We start from the raw sequence: 17,136 nt of genomic DNA, 5'->3' as shown, positions 1-17,136 counted from the left end.
GCATCAACGACGCGAACGCGCAAGAACGGACAGCAAGTCGTCCAGTGCCACCGGTTTCAGCAGATGCGCATCGAAGCCGGCATTCGTGGCCTCCTTCACGTCGGCCTCCTGGCCAAAGCCGCTGAGCGCGATACAGGTCACCGATCTGAGCGCCGGCGCTTCGCGCAGTTTCGCGATGAACGCCAACCCACCCATGCCGGGCATGCCGATATCGGACAGGACGAGGTCCGGTATCTGGCCGTCGAGCAGGGACAACGCCTCTTCTCCGCTGGTCGCCGTCTGAACGATCGCGCCATCGCTTTCCAGCAGGACCTTGAAGGTTTCGACGGTTGTAGCGTCGTCATCGACCATCAGGATATGCAGACCGTGCAACGATTCCGCCATGGGTCCGCTGGCAGGACTCGTAACTGCGACAGCGCGATGAGTCGGGAGCGTGATAGTGAATGTCGCACCGCGGCCGACACCTTCCGATTCCGCCCGTACCGCGCCGCCATGCAGGCTCACGAGATCCCTGACTAGCGCAAGGCCGATGCCGAGGCCGGCACGGCGTGCGTTCGAGTCCCGGCTTTGCCGGAACATGTCGAAGATGTGCGGCAACAGCGACGGCTCGATGCCGCTGCCGGTATCTGCCACACGCAGCACGGCCTCGGCATGTTCGTTGACCTGCAGCGAGACATCCACCGAACCGCGCTGCGTGAATTTCAGCGCATTGCTGATCAGGTTCCAGACCGTCTGTTCGATCCGCGTGATGTCAGCGTGGATGATGACGGGCGAGCCCGTCATGGTGACGTCGAGCGCGAGGCTGCGCTGGTTCGCTTCGGCCCGAACGGCGTCGGTGACACGACGGACGACCTCGCGCAGGTCGACGGGCGTGCGCACTACCGACAGCTTGCCGGTCCGTACGCGCGAGATATCGAGTAAATCGTCGATGATCTGGGCTTGACCCATCACGGTGCGCCGGATCGTGTCGGTTGCACGCAAAAGGTTCAGGTTCTGCCGCGTTTCCGGCGCGCGCGCAATCAATTCCGCGCTCGCCGAAATCAGATTGAGCGGATGCTTGAGTTCGTGGGATACCACGGCAAGGAATTCGTCGCGCCGCCGCTGGGTATCCCGCTCGCTGGCTTCTCGAACGAGTTCGGGCTTTGCGGCGCGGGCGGCCGCTGCGGACTCGGCGAATTCCCCGAGGTCACGAGCGATTTTCGCAAACCCGCTCACACCCGGTTCATCCAGACGCGCCAGCACGCCGCTCGCAAAGAAGTGCGTGCCGTCCTTGCGCTGATGCCAGCGCTCCTCCTCGGTGCGCCCGTTCAGTCGGGCCTCCGCGAATTCGCGCCGGGCAACGTCATTGACACGGTCCTCCTCGGTCGAAAGGATATCGGCGGACTGCCCGATCATTTCCGCTTCCGTGTACCCGAAGATCCGCTTCGCACCGGCATTCCAGCTCGTGATGAGGCCGTCGTCGTCGAACGTGATGATCGCGTAGTCCTTGGTGCCCTCGGCCACGATACGCATGCGCCGTTCGCCTTCGCGCAGCCGGTCTTCCGCGTGACGACGGTCCGTGATGTCGACGAACGACAGCACCGCGCCGTCGATACGATCTTCCGTCGTCCGGGAGGGAACGAAGCGCGCGAGATACCAGCGCCCATCGTTGCTCTTCAGCTCCCGCTCGATCACGCGCAGCGAATCGAACGCCTCCGCTGCATCGTCGGCGAGCTTCGGGTATTCGAGCCGATGCGTGATATCCAGCAACGAGCGTCCGATATCGGAAGGAATGATGCTGAAGACATCGGTCGCACGCGGCGTGTAACGCTTGATGCAGATATTGCGATCGACGAAGATCGTGCCGATGTCGTTCGCGGCAATCAGGTTGTGCAAGTCGTCGTTGATCTTGCCGGTTTCCTCCACCTTCGATTTCAGCTCGGCATTGACGGTGGTCAATTCCTCGTTGATCGACTGAAGCTCTTCCTTGCTGGTTTCGAGCTCCTCTGTCGCCGAACGCAGTTCTTCATTGATGGCCTGAAGTTCTTCGTTGGAGGCCTTCAGCTCTTCCGTCGACGTTTCCGACTGCTCGATGGTCGACTGAAGCTGCTCTTTCGTGCGCTGCAACTCGCGCTCGAGCTGGTCGATGATCGGATCTTTTTGCGCGTCGGCCGTCGATGTTTCCGATCCGCTCATGCTGTCTTCGACTTCATCGAACAACACCAGCACGAAATCCGCATTGGCCTCGGGATCGTGCACGGGACGCGCCGTCATGTTGACGAAATACGAACGTGCCTCGCGCTCTATCCTCACACGTCGCGCTTCCACGCTGCGATTCGTGTGCAAGGCCTGGTAGATCGCGGTGCGCAGTTCGAGCCGCAGCTCGGGGCGCACCACCGCGATGATGTTGTGAGACGGTTCGCCCCCCGAGTACTGCAGGAAGCGCCCTGCGCGGTCGGACAAGTGAACGATTTCGGAATCGCGGCTGACGAGCACGCTGGGCGGTGCATGTTGCTCGACGAGACGCTGATGCAAGTCGCCAAAGGAGAGGCGGCGGCGTCCCGGCGGCTGCACCGTCGAAACGATCGGCCGTGCGCTCAGTGTGCTGGAAATCGACGCCGGCACGAGCGTATCGCCGCGCACCGCCACGTTCGCACGGTAGATGCGGTTGCGCTTGTCGATGACGGTGAACATCGAACTGACGCTGTCGGCCGATTCGGAGCTGCCGAGAAACAGCACGCCGCCTGGACGCAGCGCGAAATGAAACATCTTCAGAATTTCAATCTGGGCTTCCCGATCCAGATAAATCAGCAAGTTACGGCAGCAAATCAGATCGAGCCGCGAGAACGGTGGATCGCTCAACACGTTGTGATGCGCAAACAGCATGTGCTCGCGCAGTTCTTTCTTGACCCGATAGTGCGCGGTATCTCTTGTAAAGAACTGGCGTACGCGGCCCGGCGTCACGTCGGCGAGAATCGAATCGGGATAGAGGCCGGCACGCGCGAAGGAGATCGCCCGCTCGTCGATATCGGTCGCGAAGACCTGGAACGAATTGCCCTCGGGCGACTTCAGCGATCGATCCTGCAGCAGCATCGCCAGCGAATAGGCTTCTTCGCCGGTGGCGCACCCGACCGACCATACGCGGACGCGGTCCTGCTCGTCTCGCCCGTCGAAGATACCGGGCAGGACATCCCGCTCCAGCACGTCGAACGCCTCCTTGTCGCGGAAGAAGTTCGTGACGCTGATCAGCATGTCCTGCAGCAGCGCCTGGGTTTCCTCCGGGTGCAGGTGGAGGTGGTCGCGGTACGCCTGCAGATCGGTGATGCCGTTGACCTGCATGCGGCGCTCGATCCGTCGCAGAACGGTCGCCCGCTTGTAATGACGAAAATCGTGCGCGGTGCGCGTGCGCAGGATGATCATGATCTCGCGCAGCGCCCGTTCTGCCGCCTCGTTGCCCAGATCGTAGAGGTGTTCCTCGTTTTCGACCGCCGGCAGATGTATTTCCTTTGCAGTCAGCCACAGGTCCATTAGCCGCTGCGGCATCTCCGCCGCGGTGGCCACGAAGTCAACCATGCCGGTGGCAATCGCGCTGCACGGCATGCTGTCGTATTCCGCTTCCGCCGGGTCCTGGGCAAGCTGCACGGCATGCTGTCGTATTCCGCTTCCGCCGGGTCCTGGGCAAGCGTGATGCCGCCCATTTCCTTGACTCTCGACAGCCCGACGGACCCGTCCGAGCCGGCGCCGGACAGCACGATGCCGATTGCGCGTTCGCGGTGAGCTTCCGCCAGTGTCCGGAAAAACAGATCGATCGCGGCCTTGCGCCCCCCTTCCTCAGGCTGATTGGGGGCGACGCGCAAATAGTCGTCGACCATCGTCAGCGCGAGCGACGGTGCGATCAGATAGACGTGATCCGGCTGAATGGGCGTGGCGCTCGTCACCTGGAGCACGGGCATGCTGGTTGCCTTCTGCAGCAGCGAAGCCATGTTGCTTTCGTGATCGGGCGCCAAATGCACGACCACGACAAACGCCATCGACGTGTGCGCCGGCAGCGCTTCGAAAAATTCAAGGAGCGCACTCAACCCGCCCGCCGATGCGCCGATACCGACGATCGGATGATTTGCCTGGCTTGGGAGAGTGTGGCCGCGTCTTTTCGACATCGCAGCTGATCCTTCGGAAGAATAGGTATTCGCGGCCAGGGTCAGGCAGGCTCCTGGCCCGCTTGCACCAAGATGCGCAGTAAACTTCCATTATCCTTCGAGAAGCAGCGACTGCAAGATTTTTGCCGCATGCCGCCATGCCGCGCGCGCCGGGCCGCCGCCCGCCTCTTCCCCCTGCCGCGACGCAGGGTCGCCGCACCGCCTCGCCGAGTGTTTTTTTCCGCGGGACGCCCGACACATCGATCGTCATACATCTCACATAACCGAAACTGCTGCGCAGACAGTTGCCGAAACTGAAATCTCCGATGCGCGGGAGATCGCAACGAAAATCGGTCATGAATGTGCAGGATGGAAACGTATCCATTGGATTCTGGCTTCGCACATCGATGTCGTTGGCGACAACAGGGAGCACGCGCAGTTTTCGCGCCGCACGCTCAGTGCGCGATCTCGCCGACCATTGGGTCGCGACAAGGTGCCGGCCCCGCCGCGTCTCTCCTTGTTCGCTATCGACAACCGAAGGCGTCGCATTCTCACGCTCGAACGTATCGACGAGCGAGAAATCGCTCTTGCCTGCAGTCGGCGCAGCTGTCCGTAATGCTCAACATACGGACATGTTTACGTCGTGTACTCGCGACCGTCCCTAGCCTATGCTACGTACGGTCTCATCCCGGCTCGGACGAGCCCCCTTACAGGGAAATCGCGATGGTTGTTGAAAGGCTTTCGATTCGTGCTGACTTCGGCAAGCTGAAGGTCATCGCGGTCTGGCAATGCCTCGCAAAAAACGGCATGAAAGTGTGTCGTTGGAGAGTTGAAGTCGATCGGACGACCCGCACGGAATCGATAACGGTCGACGTTATCGGCGCACATCCGATGCGCATCGCCGACATCGCCGCCATGCTCGGCGACCCGCATCTCGAAATGAGAGTCGCGCCGTTTCATTTGACGGTGATCTCGAATCCCGGAGCCGAGCCTGCATCGGGGACGGGCGGCGCGCGTGACGCGGCCGGTCCATTCGCACGCGTACGCTCAGGTCCGCGGCTGACGCTGGCCGGAGATGTCACGGATCACGTCACGTGCTCCAGGCGAAAATGATCGCGCCAAAGCGCGCGACGTAGTCCCGGTTTGCGGTCGTCACGACCGACACTCAGTGGATCGGTAAAAACGCCTATTTCAAATTCCAGGAGACAAAAATGCTGAGCCCTCACGAATTGGCGGCGCTCATGCTGATCAAGTCGTCGCCAGACCAGATCGACATGGAACGCGAGGAACTCGATACGCTGCTCGAGCAGCAACTCGTCATACTCGAGCGGCTCGCTTCCGGCGTGCGGCGTCCCTCGGTGACGGATGACGGCGAATTACTGCTTCGTGCAGTGATGCGGGCACATTGACCAGCCTTCGCTGACCGACCGGGTCATGGCGGCCGGGCGCGACAGGCGAAAAGCCGTGACGTGGCCAACGTCCGCGCGCCGAGCAGGTGAACATCCACGGTAGTTCATTCAATTCAGGAGATTGTTGATCATGCAAACCCATGAATTGGTTTCCGGCGCGCAGCGCGCCAATCTCGACACTTTTTTCGATCTGGCCGGCACGATGGTCGATGGTGTCGGGAAACTGGCTGAACTCAACGCGCGCTTCACGCGGTCGACGCTGAAGAGCGCGCTGGAGATCGGACAGAACGCGATCGTCAAGCCGCAAGACTGGTTGGCGATCCAGAGTGCGACCGTCGCGCCGATGGCCGAGAACGTTCAGTCCTACAGCAGCGAATTCTGGGGAATCGTGTCGTCCGCCCAGACGTCGATGCTCAAGGCCGCGCAGGAGGGAAGCGACACGTATGTTCGTCGTGTCCAGACCTTCGTGGAAAACGCGACGAAACACGCGCCGAGCGGCTCCGAGGCGGCTGTGGCTGCCTTGAACTCCGCGATCGATGCCGCCAACGAGTTTTATCTGACACTAGGGAAAACCGGGCAGCAGGCGGTCGAAGTCGCGCAAAGCACCGTCGATGTGGCGGCGGCCGCGGTGTCGAAGAGCGCCAGGCGCGCGATCGAGCAGGAGCAGCGCGCGGCGAAACGATAATTTGGCCGGCAGTGCCGCAGCCTGTCGCCGCACATCACTCGACCAAGCGGACATTTTCCATCGCGGACCACGCCCGGATCGACTGTGCATTTGCGGGCATCTGCGGGCTTCACGCGCGCTCGTCGGCGTCGGATTCGATCGAGCGTGCGTGTTCGACTTGTCGATTGTTCCGGTTGAAAAAACACGATCGTCCAACTGCTTTTCCCGCCCGGCGAGTGCGAAATCGTCCTGCGAACGGCTCGCCGACTGCAACGCCCGACGCACGGCTTCGGTATCGTCGAAGCCGGCATTCCCGAGCCACCGCACCTCCCTCTTGCCCTCGAACTTCAGCCTGTCGGGCCGCGAAACCGGCGGCTCGTGCTTCCAAGCCTGAAAACGGTCCCTCGCCGTATCGAATCCACCGCCGCGAACGTTGACTTCGTAGTGGACCGGATGTGTCGGTTCCGGCCAAGTCGTAGCGCCCTCCTGCATTGGCGACGCCGCCGTTGCGGGCGTTGCACGGCGTTGCCATGTCGCGGCCCGCAGGCTCGCTCCCCCGCCCGGCCGCGGCGCTGGCGTCGTGATGTGACGGGAGGGGCTGCCGCAAGCGGCATAGCCACGCCGCCGCGGGAACGTCCGTTGCGCTGGCGAGCGCGTGCCCCGAAGGAGCATCCGACACGACCAAACCCCACCACGCCGGCGACGACGCGTTGACCCTGGGCCGGCGCGCCGTACATTCGACGCCGCCGTATGCGTATCACGGCGGCACGCATGCGTATCGTTCGGAGCAGCATGTCGACGATGCGCGACGCGTCCCGCCGATTTGGAAACTCACCCGCGCGAAACGCTGCCCGACACAGTCGACATTCGCGCCAGCCAGTAGGATCACCATGAACACCACCGACCACCACAGAACCCGCATCATTCGCAAGGAACGTGAAACTGCGCGCGGCCCGGGCCCCGACTTCATGGCCGCCAGTACGCTCGAAGGCGACAAAGTGCTCACCGCGGACGGCGACCACGCCGGCAGGATCAAGGCGATCATGCTCGATGTCGGCTCCGGTCGAGTCGCCTATGCGGTGCTGTCGAGCGGCGGCCTGCTCGGGATTGGCGACAAGCTGCTCGCAATTCCATGGAACGAGCTCACGCTTGACGCTGCACACAAGTGCTTCGTGTTGTCGGTATCAATCGAACAGGTTCGCAGCGCACCGGGATTCGACAAGGACCACTGGCCGGCTCTGGTCGATCCGCAATGGGCCGGACCGATCCGCGACTACTACAGCAGCGTGCCTCACTGGAGCGTCGATGACGAGTTCGGGTCCGATATGCCTGAAGACGAGATGGCGCCGAATGTTCCTGGGCACGACGGACGCCAGTGCTGACACGCGGCGGTTGCATCGTCGCAGGAGAGCAGCATGGAAACGTGCGCCGTCATCTGGGCCGGCTCGTGAGCTGGTCGTGGGCGTGTTGCACGCCATCGACCTGCTTCACCGTATTGACGGCGAGCGTGCGCTGCTGCAGGTCCGGCACACTGCCCGTCAGCACGACGTCGCCGTGGCGCGTCTTCACGTGGATATCGCCTGACGACACGTTGTCCTTGCCCACGCGTTGCCATCCAGACAACAACCGTTTGATCTAAAGCCGATGTCTATTGGGGCAGTTCGCAAGACCGCATGCGGTCGAGATCGCTCTCATCGGAAAACTGAACGGAAATCGAGGCCACCCTGAAACATACGTCGTCTGCCGCGTTTCCAGTCAGCGTCCGCTTACTGCGTTTCGCTCCGGTGCATCGTCGCCCCCACGGCATTGCGCAGGACCTCCGCGAGTTGCTCGTTCTCATCGATGCGGGCCTGCTCGATTGCAACGTCCTCGGCGTTGCCGCTCTGTCGGGCCCATTTCTGGCGCTCGAGCGCAAAGATCATTCGTTCGTGAACCGCCCGGATCGCCGCCCATATCGTGTCTTCCGCTTTCTGCGCCTGCGCGTCCTCCAGCGAAAGCACGGAGAACGCGTGCCCGGTATGGCACCGATAGCGCAACGGGCGATCGTCACTCATGCGCCACAACACGCCGTGGCAACTGGGGCATGTGAGCGCGGAGCGTTCGCCGATCGCATCAAGAAGCTGTGGCGTCACGAGGCCGCGCTCCGCAAGCCGGGCCTCTTCGTCCAGATCGCGCAACTCTGCCATCTTGTCTCTCCCCTCCACACGTGCACCGTAGACCGCTGCATGAATGGTCCGCGGCAGCTCATCGGCCCGGGCGATCGCATCGGCGCCCGCCGCGGCAAGCGCGCTGCGCGGCATGGAAGGCGCGTCGCACTCATCGGGGTCCTGAACGATCCCGTAGCCGTCGCGGGCCCGGATTGCGGCCAGTCCGGCTGCGCCGTCGTCCAGATCGCCGCTGAGCACCACGCCGACCACCCCGGCGCCGTATTCACGTGCCGCCGATCGAAACAGCGGATCGGCGGCCGGACGGGTGTAGTTTTCGGCAGCGGTATCGAGCAACAAGAAGATCCCGCCGCGTAGGATCATGTGCCGATCCGGCGGCGCGATGTAAATCCTTCCCTGCTCGGGGCGTTCCCCATGCATCGCCTGGCTTGCCAGCAAGGGACCCCATCGCGTCAGCAGCTCCGGCAGGATCGTCCGATGCCGGCCGATGTGCTGCACGATGCAAATCGGCACCGGGAGATCCGCGGCAACGCCCGCCACCAGCGTCCGGAGTACCGCGAGGCCACCGCGGGACGAGGCGATGACAACAATGTCTCGGTGGTTCATGGCACCTCCTATGCGGATGGTGCAGCAAGATTAGTGCCCGATACGGGATGCCGCCGAATGAACCACGTACGAGCAGGCGGTACGAAGCGCCGACCGACGCTCGAATAGACGACCTCGACGCGCGGGGACGAATGCATGCAGATGGACGACAGCGGACCGTCGTCCGCTGCCATCCCGTCACACGCGAATTGGACTGGCGCGCGACCTCACTTAAGGTCCGTCAATGCGGCAAGCAGCATCCCGAAATCCAGCGGTTTGGCGAGATGCGCATCGAATCCGGCGTCTGCGGCAGCGTCGACGTCGTCCTGGCGGTTACGGCCGGTCAACGCGACGACCTTCAGGTTCGCCCACCGGGGGTCGGCCTTGACCCGGCGAAGCAACTCGTAGCCGTCCATGTCCGGTAGCCCGATGTCGGACACGATCGCGTCGATTGGTGTCGTCGACAGGATCTCGAGCGCCGAGGCGGCGGTTTCGGCGATGCTGACCACCGCGCCCGCCAACTCCAGCAGCGCAGTGAGCGACAGCGCCGTCTCCTGGTCATCCTCGACGAGCAGCACGCGCAGGCCGGCGATGCTCCGCTCCGACACGTCACCGCCGGTGGCGGCCACCGCGCGCTCGTCCGCCGCGGCCGGCAGCCATACCGTCATCCGCGTGCCTTGCCCCTGACCATCGGAAGCCGCCGAAATCCGGCCGCCGTGCATCTCGACGAGTTGCCGCACGAGCGCCAGACCGATGCCGAGGCCACCGCGAGCCCTGTCGCGCGGCGCCTGCCGAAACATGTCGAATACATGCGGAAGCATCTCGCGATCGATGCCCTGGCCGTTGTCGACGACGTCGACACGCAGCATCCGCCCTTCGTGCGTCAACTGCACCACGATCTGCCCATGCGGCGGCGTGAATTTCAGCGCATTGGACATCAGGTTCCAGAATATCTGCTCGCATCTCACCGGATCGGCGAGCGCGATGGCCGGACCGGCCGGCAACTCCGTTTTCAGAACCAGCCCGCGCGCATGCGCGTCGGCCTCGCACGTATCCGCGATCGTGCGCAAGATGGCCGTCAGGTCGACCCGCGATACGTCGAGTGCCAGCTTTCCGGTCTGGATGCGCGACAGGTCGAGCAGGTCGTCGATGATCTGTGCCTGCGCGCGTACGGCCTGGCGGATCGAATCGGCCGCCTCGCGCACGGCGGGAATGTCGCGCGTCTCGGGAAGGCGCGGCAGCATCTCCGACTTGACGCCGATCAGGTTGAGCGGATGTCGCAGCTCGTGCGACAGCACCGCGATGAACTCGTCCTTCAGCTGGTTCGAGCTCAGGGCCTGCTCGCGTGCGGCCTGTTCCCGCGCGAGCGCTTCCCGGTTCGCATCCTCGCTCTGCTTGCGCGACGTCAGATCGCGAACGATCTTCGCGAACCCGCTGAACGAGGTGTCCGAAATCGGCGTGACGACGCCGCTGCAGAAGATGCGGCGCCCGTCCTTGGTGCGGTGCCAGCGCTCGTCGTCCGCGCGCCCTTCCCGGGTCGCGATGTCGCGCTCGCGCGCCGGCACGAGCGCCTGCCGGTCGTTCGGTTCGTAGATCAGCTCCACGTCCTGACCGATCATCTCGTCCTCCGTATAGCCGAAGATGCGTTCGGCGCCGGCATTCCAGCTGACGATCGATCCGTTGTTGTCCTGGATGATGATCGCGTAGTCCTTGGTCGACTGCGCGACCAGCCGCAGGCGTTGCTCGCCCGCGCGTGCCGCTTCTTCCGCGTGATGCCGGTCGGTGATGTCGATGAGCGTAATGACGGCGCCGTCGATGTGATCGTCCGCGGTGCGATAAGGCAACAGCCGCATCAGGTACCACCGTCCCGTTTCGCTCTCGATTTCGCGTTCGATCAGGCGCAGCGACTGGAACGACTGGCGGACATCGTCCGCGAGCGTCGGATATCGCAGCGCGTGCGTAATATGGAACAGCGACCGGCCGAGGTCCGTATCGATCAGGTTGAAGATCGCCGTCGCGTTCGGCGTGAAGCGCTTGACGCGGATCTCCTTGTCGACGAAGACGGTGGCGATTTCGCTCGACGCGATGATGTTGTGAAGGTCGTCGTTCGCCTTTGCCGTGTCCTCGATGCGCGCCTGCATTTCGGCGTTCGCCGTGGTCAGCTCTTCGTTGACCGACTGCAGTTCTTCCTTGCTGCTTTCGAGCTCCTCGCTCGTCGAGCGCAGTTCCTCGTTGATCGCCTGCAGCTCCTCGTTCGACGCCTTCAGCTCCTCGACCGACGTTTCATACTGCTCGATGATCGTCGCCAGTTGCTCGCGGCTGTGCTGCAACTCCTGTTCGAGCTGCGCGAGCACCGGATCCTGTCCGCTCGCTTCCGCCTGATCCTCCTCGGTCATGCGGCCGGCCACCTCGTCGAACACGATCAGCAGGAATTCCGAATTGGCGACCTTGTCGTGAAACGGCCTGACCGTCATGTTGATCCACGACACGCGGGCCTCGTGCGTCCACTTGACGCGCCGCGCCTCGACGCTCGTGCCCGTTTGCAGCGCGCGGAAAATGGCCGTGCGCAAGTCGAGCCGCACGTCCGGCAGCACCAGCGTCATGATGTTGCTGGACAGCTCCCCGCCGACATGCCGCAGGAATCGCCCGGCGTTGTCCGACAGGTGAACCACGTTGGATTCCTTGTCGATGATGACGCTCGGCGGTGAATAGGTTTCCAGCGCACGCTGATGAAGCTCCGAATAGGAGAAGTTGCGCTGGGCCGGGCTGGCCGGAACCCGCATCGGCGGTTGAGGCGCGGAGCGCTCGTCCCCGCCGGATTCGACCTGGAAAAGCGGCGGGAAGCCCGTGACCGGTTTCGCGCGATGCGTGACGACGCGCGCCTGGTAGATCCGCCGCTTCTTGTCGACGACCGTAAACAGATCGTCGGCTGCGTCGGCCGATTCCGCGGTGCCGAGGAACAGATAGCCGTTCGGACGCAACGCGAAATGAAACAACTCGAGGATCTGCCGCTGCACCGCGCGCTCCAGGTAGATCAGCACGTTGCGGCACGAGATTAGGTCGAGGTGCGAGAACGGCGGATCGCGCAGCAGGCTGTGGGCGGCGAACAGGATGCGCTCGCGCACAGCCTTGGCAATCACGTAGTGCGCGCCCTCGCGCGTGAAGTAGCGCTGCAGCAGCGGCGCAGGCACGTCCGTCGCGATCGACAGCGGGTAGGAGCCCGTGCGTGCGCGGACGATCGCGGCTTCGTCGATATCGGTCGCAAATACCTGGATCGCCTGGCTCGACATCGACGCCTCGCGTGCCCGCGCGAGCAGCAGCGAGATCGAATACGCCTCTTCCCCCGTCGCGCATCCGGCCACCCAGACCCGCACCTGCTCCTCGGCGGATTCCGGCGCGAACAACTGGGCGATCACCTCGCGTTCGAGGAAGTCGAAGGCCTCGCGATCGCGGAAAAACTGGGTCACGCCGATCAGCATGTCGGCCAGCAGCGCGTTGGCCTCGTCCGGCGCGGTCCGCAGGAAGTCGCGGTACGCGAGCATGTCGCGCTGGCCGTTCACCTGCATGCGCCGCTCGATACGTCGCAGCACCGTCGCCCGCTTGTACAGCCTGAAATCGTGGCCGGTGCGTACCCGCAGGTGCATCAGGATGTCCGACAGCGCCCGTTCGGGATCATTGGCGCCGGGCCGATCGCCGATTTGCTGCATCTGCGTGAGTTCGAGGGTCTGTTGCTCGATGCGTCGCGCATTCGCCCAGAGGTCCAGCAATTTTTGCGGCATCTCGGCCGCCGGCAGCACGATATCGACGCGCGCCGTCGAGATCGCGTGCTGCGGCATCTCCGCGTACTCCGCATCGTCCGGCGTCTGGGCGAGCGTGATGCCGCCCGCCTCCTTGATACGGCTCAAGCCCGCCGCGCCGTCCGAGCCGGTACCGGACAGCACGATGCCGATCGCGCGCGAGTCGTGAGCGTCCGCCAGCGTCCGGAAAAAGTGGTCGATCGAGAGCGCGGCGCCTTCGGCGGAGCTCAGCGGGCTACAGCGAAGGCAACCGTCGGACATCTCCAGCTGCATGCCGGGTGCGATCACGTAGATATGGTTTTTTTCGATCGCTATCGTGGTCGTGACCTGATGCACCGGCATACCCGTCGTGTGCTGCAGGACGTTGTCCATATGGCTGACTTGTGCCGGTGCCAGATGGACGATGACCACGAACGCCATGTCCATGCCCGTCGGCGCGCTCTCGAAGAAGGTCTGCAAGGCCGTCGTGCCGCCAGCGGATGCCCCGATGCCCACAACCGGAAACGGCAGATCGCTCTTCACCGCGGTGGACGAGTGTGGCTGCTCCTGATGGGTCGGCTCTTGCCGTGACATTGATTTTCTCCTGATGCTGTAGCTGGCCGTCGCCTGTCGGGCGCCAACCGCTGGGGCGTCACATGGATCGGGGCGCAGTTCCGCAACGAGCCGGGCCTGTTCGTGGCCATGCACTCTATCAGGTTGGCAGCCGGCTATCGGAAGCGCGCTCGAAGGCGACCGCACGGGCTCGCGATATCGACCGGTGAAGCCGGTTTCGTCCAAGCGCCTGATGGATATTCGGCAGCCTGTTCGTGCTCACGAGACCTTGCACGGGCGCTCGTGCGTATTGTACGCGGCGATCGAGCCATGGGCCGGCACCCTGACCCCGAATTCATTCGCCGGTCGTCCCGTTGCGCCGCGATACGCTATTGCCGACAGGCGCACCGGCCCGCGCATGGGCATGCGTCTCGATTCGCATCGCGGGAACGTCGAGGCGCCACCCGTGCTCGAGCGCGCTGCCCATGCCGCCGTACCGCTCGCTGACCGCAGGGTTCTTTGCCTTGTCGAGCAACGCTCTGTGAACAGAATGCGCCTGCGCTTGAAAACAAGCGCTAGAAATTGCGTGCCACGCCGACCATGAACATGTCCTGATCCTTGTCGTTGCCGGTTGCGACGCGATTGAAGCGCAAGCTCGCCGCCCAATCGGGCGTGACCTGATACGTCACCTGTGCGCTGAGCAACGCGTTGAGCCTCGTTGTGCTCGAGGCCTCGTCCCGATCACGCGACAGGTACGGACCTACGCCTGCCGAAAGCGTCCATTTGCTCCTGATCGGCGCGACGTACCAGATTTGCGCTGCCACGCCTCTGCGGCCGGCGACGCCGTTGTTGCCCTCGTAGATGAAGCTCGCCGAATAGGCCCACGCATTGCCGAGCGGTCGCTTGACTTCGACCATGTAGCCCTTTTCGATCGGCACTTGCGGACGGTTCGTCTGCGACGTCCCGGCCCACACGCCGACCTGCGTCTTGCCGTCCGAAAACGCCGGTCCCGGATCGCCGCCAAAATCCGAGCCGATGCCGAAGAGCACCGCGTCGGAGTTGAATCCGCCGATCATCTGCACGTGGTTGTACTGCACTTTGAGGAAGAAGCGGTCGGGAACGACGTAATACCGCACCGCTGCAGACGCACGTACCCCCCATCGCTTGTCGTTGCGCGGCTGATTGTCGACGTGTGTCGTGTCCATGCTGAAATACGGCCCGGCCGACAATTCGAGCGCGAAGCGATTGCCGAGCGGCCAACGAAACGAACCCAGCGCGGCGAAGCCATCGCGGTGGTGATTGAGCGGATGGCCCTCGTTCAGATACGCGAGATAGACGGAGAAGTAGTCGTTCAGGACGTCGCCGAAGCCGACTTCGTACGCACGCCAATGCATGTCGCCACCCTCGGTCGCGCGTCCGTCGCCATACACCGCATAGACGTCGATCTTTCTTTCCGCTGGCTTGAAGCCGGCCGGCGAGCTCGCAGGATTGTCCTCGGCGTGCGCGTGGCCCGCGCCTGCCAGAATGACCAGACCGGCGATCGAGCTGGTGACGACGAAGCGCGCATAGTTGCGACGGCACTGTCCCATTTGGACTCTCCCTGACCTTGGTAACCGCGACCTGGTTCGACACAACGCCATTTGTCGCATCGCCCTTGATGCCGGGCGCTTGAGCATCGGTTCTCCTGCCTGCAGACGATCAAACGCAATCTCCGCCTCGCAGTAGCCACCGTGCAGCGCAGATTTACCCGGTTGCTCGTGATGAAGCAATATCGCTCCGTCCTGCAACGAACAATAGGTGTTTGCCTCCTGCAATACCTCCCGTTTCGCAAAGGCAGGACCGCCCAACGGTACGCGCGTGGAAATCGTATCGATATTCGGTCCGATCCCGATGCGTTCGGCGCGCGTTTCCACGCTATCCATTGTGACGATCAGGATGCCCCGTCAACCGTCGCCGATCCGGAACACCATCGCTTAACGCCGGCCAAGCAACACGGCGACGTTGCGCTCGGCCAATGCGGCGATCGTGCGCGACGGATTCAGCCCGAGCGCACGCGGGATCGTCGCACCGTCCATCACGTAGAGCCCGTCGTAACCGAATACTTTTCCGTCCGCGTTTACCACGCCATCCGCGTGCGTGAGCCCCATGTTGCAACCACCGAGCGGATGCGGGGTGATCAGCCTGTGGAAGTCGCTCCACGTCGGAGGGACGAAGGGTTCGCCGCCCGTGGCGGCCGACAGGCGCCGGTGCGTGTCGACCATCGCATCGACCACCGCCCGCGATCGCGTGTACGACCAGTCGAGCCGCAACACGCGACGCCACGGCGCAAACCAGCAGCGACCGAGACGCATGCGCCCGTCTCCCGGATCGATCGCCTGGCCGAACCAGGGCATCATGTTCTCGACCGGGTCGTCGCAATCGAAATGGCGCGCGAAGGCTCGCCAGAACGTGCGCATCGCCCTGCCGTGCGAACGCTGCAGGTGGCGGCGCACGAAATCATGCGCAAGATTGGGCACGCCGCCATCCTCGACGAACAAGGGCTGACCTTCGTCGGCAGCCCCGTCGAGCAGGTCGATCGCGGCGGAAATGGTGACGCCGTGCGACGGCGAGATCTTCCGGCTGCCGTAGAAGGCCGGCGTCACGAAGTCGCCGTTGAAGGCCCAGCCCCAGCCGAGCCGCGGCGATAGATTCGGCAGCGTGCGATGCGCGTCGCGACAGCGCAGCAGCAGCTCGGTGCTGCCGATCGATCCGGCGCTGACGATCACCCTGGTCGCCGTGACGGATCCGGGCATGAAACTGCCCGCGGCCGGATCGATGACGTTGAAATGCACGCGCCATCCCTGGCCGAGCGGCTCGAGCTTGTGCACGACGTGCAGCGGCAGGATCGTTGCGCCATGGCGCTCGGCCACGGCCAGATAGTTGAGATCGAGCGTGTTCTTCGCCGACACCTGGCATCCGATGTCGCAATTGCCGCAGTGTACGCACGTGCCTTGCGATACCCCGTGCACGTTGACGTGCCTGACGGAATGCCTGTCGTCGCGCGCGTCGGGCAAGGACGGATCGTAAGTCGACGAAAACGACACGGCGAGCGGCAACTTGCGATACCGATCGCCCCAGCCGCAGGCGTCGGCCGCATCGCGCAACAAGCGGGTGCGTTCGCTGATCTGGTTGTCGGGCACCTCCTGGACCGACAGCATCCAGCCCACGCGCTGGTAATAAGGCTCGAGCGCCTCGTACGTGATCTCCGGCGGCCAGCCATGCTCGAAGGCGTCGGGTTTGGCCTCGACCGAGACGTTGGCGTAGATCAGCGACCCGCCGCCGACGCCCGCGGCAGTCACCACCGACATGTCGGAAAAAACACGCAGGTCGGCCCAGCCGTGGAAGCGTTGCGGGTTCTGCTGGTTCCAGAGCCACAGGTCGGTCTCGTCGCGCGGATACGTTTTCGGCGTCCAGCGCCGGCCACGCTCCAGCACCAGCACCCTCCATCCCGCTTCCGCGAGGCGGCAGGCCGCCACCGCGCCCCCGAAGCCACTGCCGACCACGACGACATCGTATTCAAGCGCGCTCATGACGACGATCTCCTAACGCAGGTGCGCCACGGTTCCGATACGAACGACCCGCAGCATCCGCGGATTTCCGGCGGCATCGCGATGCCGGACGGAGCGAAGCCGATGCGGGCAGCCAGGCCGCCTTCGTGTTGGATGACGCGAAACAGTTGCCCGGCAAATTGTTTGGCAACACCCGACATCGTCTTTCCTCGAGCTTGCCCGGCGCACGCGGCGAATTATCGGAAGCCGGATGGAATGTCCTTTGTTTTCAGTGGGTTAAGCACCAATCGCGCAGGCGTGATGCGGGCTGGCACGCCCCATG

The 17,136-nt window shown here is 63.7% G+C and carries 9 protein-coding genes and 2 pseudogenes; 4 read left to right on the top strand and 7 right to left on the bottom strand.

Features of this window, described 5'->3' with window-relative positions; translation table 11 throughout:
• Nucleotides 1–3: 3 nt before the first annotated feature.
• Nucleotides 4–4,136 (bottom strand): annotated as a pseudogene (locus DIE17_RS03420) (CheR family methyltransferase).
• Nucleotides 4,137–4,838: 702 nt separating this feature from the next.
• Here DIE17_RS03420 and DIE17_RS03415 point away from each other — a divergent pair.
• The 4 genes from DIE17_RS03415 to DIE17_RS03395 all read left to right on the top strand — a co-directional run bounded on the left by DIE17_RS03415 (nt 4,839) and on the right by DIE17_RS03395 (nt 7,570).
• The gene (locus tag DIE17_RS03415; RefSeq protein ID WP_124920670.1) at nt 4,839–5,228 is read left to right on the top strand and encodes a hypothetical protein; all 390 of its coding nucleotides are present in this window, start codon (nt 4,839–4,841) and stop codon (nt 5,226–5,228) included.
• A 98-nt stretch (nt 5,229–5,326) separates the two neighbouring features.
• Nucleotides 5,327–5,524, top strand: a complete 198-nt coding sequence (locus DIE17_RS03410) for a hypothetical protein (protein WP_044848675.1) — start codon at nt 5,327–5,329, stop codon at nt 5,522–5,524.
• Between the two features lie 130 nt (nt 5,525–5,654).
• Nucleotides 5,655–6,209 (top strand): phasin family protein, encoded by a 555-nt coding sequence (locus tag DIE17_RS03405; protein ID WP_124920669.1) that lies wholly within the window; start codon nt 5,655–5,657, stop codon nt 6,207–6,209.
• 869 nt (nt 6,210–7,078) lie between these two features.
• Nucleotides 7,079–7,570 (top strand): PRC-barrel domain-containing protein, encoded by a 492-nt coding sequence (locus tag DIE17_RS03395; protein WP_124920668.1) that lies wholly within the window; start codon nt 7,079–7,081, stop codon nt 7,568–7,570.
• A 49-nt stretch (nt 7,571–7,619) separates the two neighbouring features.
• Here the strand turns inward: DIE17_RS03395 and DIE17_RS03390 are convergent.
• The 6 genes and pseudogenes from DIE17_RS03390 to DIE17_RS03360 all read right to left on the bottom strand — a co-directional run.
• Nucleotides 7,620–7,790 (bottom strand): annotated as a pseudogene (locus DIE17_RS03390) (BON domain-containing protein); the annotation flags it as partial.
• Between the two features lie 164 nt (nt 7,791–7,954).
• Nucleotides 7,955–8,959, bottom strand: coding sequence for a chemotaxis protein CheB (locus DIE17_RS03385; RefSeq protein WP_124920666.1), 1,005 nt, complete (start codon nt 8,957–8,959; stop codon nt 7,955–7,957).
• A 206-nt stretch (nt 8,960–9,165) separates the two neighbouring features.
• On the bottom strand, nt 9,166–13,308 hold the full coding sequence (locus DIE17_RS03380; RefSeq protein ID WP_124920665.1) for a CheR family methyltransferase: 4,143 nt from the start codon (nt 13,306–13,308) through the stop codon (nt 9,166–9,168).
• Nucleotides 13,309–13,621: 313 nt separating this feature from the next.
• Entirely contained in the window at nt 13,622–13,801 is a 180-nt protein-coding gene (locus DIE17_RS03375) for a hypothetical protein (RefSeq protein ID WP_124920664.1), read from the bottom strand.
• Between the two features lie 40 nt (nt 13,802–13,841).
• Nucleotides 13,842–14,855, bottom strand: a complete 1,014-nt coding sequence (locus DIE17_RS03370) for a hypothetical protein (protein WP_124528811.1) — start codon at nt 14,853–14,855, stop codon at nt 13,842–13,844.
• A gap of 384 nt (nt 14,856–15,239) precedes the next feature.
• A complete protein-coding gene (locus DIE17_RS03360; protein ID WP_124920663.1) occupies nt 15,240–16,835 on the bottom strand; it encodes a GMC oxidoreductase in 1,596 nt (531 codons plus the stop codon).
• Nucleotides 16,836–17,136 lie beyond the last annotated feature (301 nt).

Origin of the sequence: Burkholderia sp. Bp9099 (assembly GCF_003857805.1) — a bacterium.
GTDB lineage: Bacteria > Pseudomonadota > Gammaproteobacteria > Burkholderiales > Burkholderiaceae > Burkholderia.
The sequence above is the reverse complement of the archived record's forward strand: the minus strand, read 5'-3'. Positions and strand labels throughout refer to the sequence as shown.

Coding starts and splice junctions, on each gene's coding strand:
- DIE17_RS03385 (WP_124920666.1), bottom strand. CDS start 8,959: ATGAACCACCGAGACATTGTTGTCATCGCCTCGTCCCGCGGTGGCCTC.
- DIE17_RS03395 (WP_124920668.1), top strand. CDS start 7,079: ATGAACACCACCGACCACCACAGAACCCGCATCATTCGCAAGGAACGT.
- DIE17_RS03405 (WP_124920669.1), top strand. CDS start 5,655: ATGCAAACCCATGAATTGGTTTCCGGCGCGCAGCGCGCCAATCTCGAC.
- DIE17_RS03415 (WP_124920670.1), top strand. CDS start 4,839: ATGGTTGTTGAAAGGCTTTCGATTCGTGCTGACTTCGGCAAGCTGAAG.
- DIE17_RS03360 (WP_124920663.1), bottom strand. CDS start 16,835: ATGAGCGCGCTTGAATACGATGTCGTCGTGGTCGGCAGTGGCTTCGGG.
- DIE17_RS03370 (WP_124528811.1), bottom strand. CDS start 14,855: ATGGGACAGTGCCGTCGCAACTATGCGCGCTTCGTCGTCACCAGCTCG.
- DIE17_RS03380 (WP_124920665.1), bottom strand. CDS start 13,308: ATGTCACGGCAAGAGCCGACCCATCAGGAGCAGCCACACTCGTCCACC.
- DIE17_RS03410 (WP_044848675.1), top strand. CDS start 5,327: ATGCTGAGCCCTCACGAATTGGCGGCGCTCATGCTGATCAAGTCGTCG.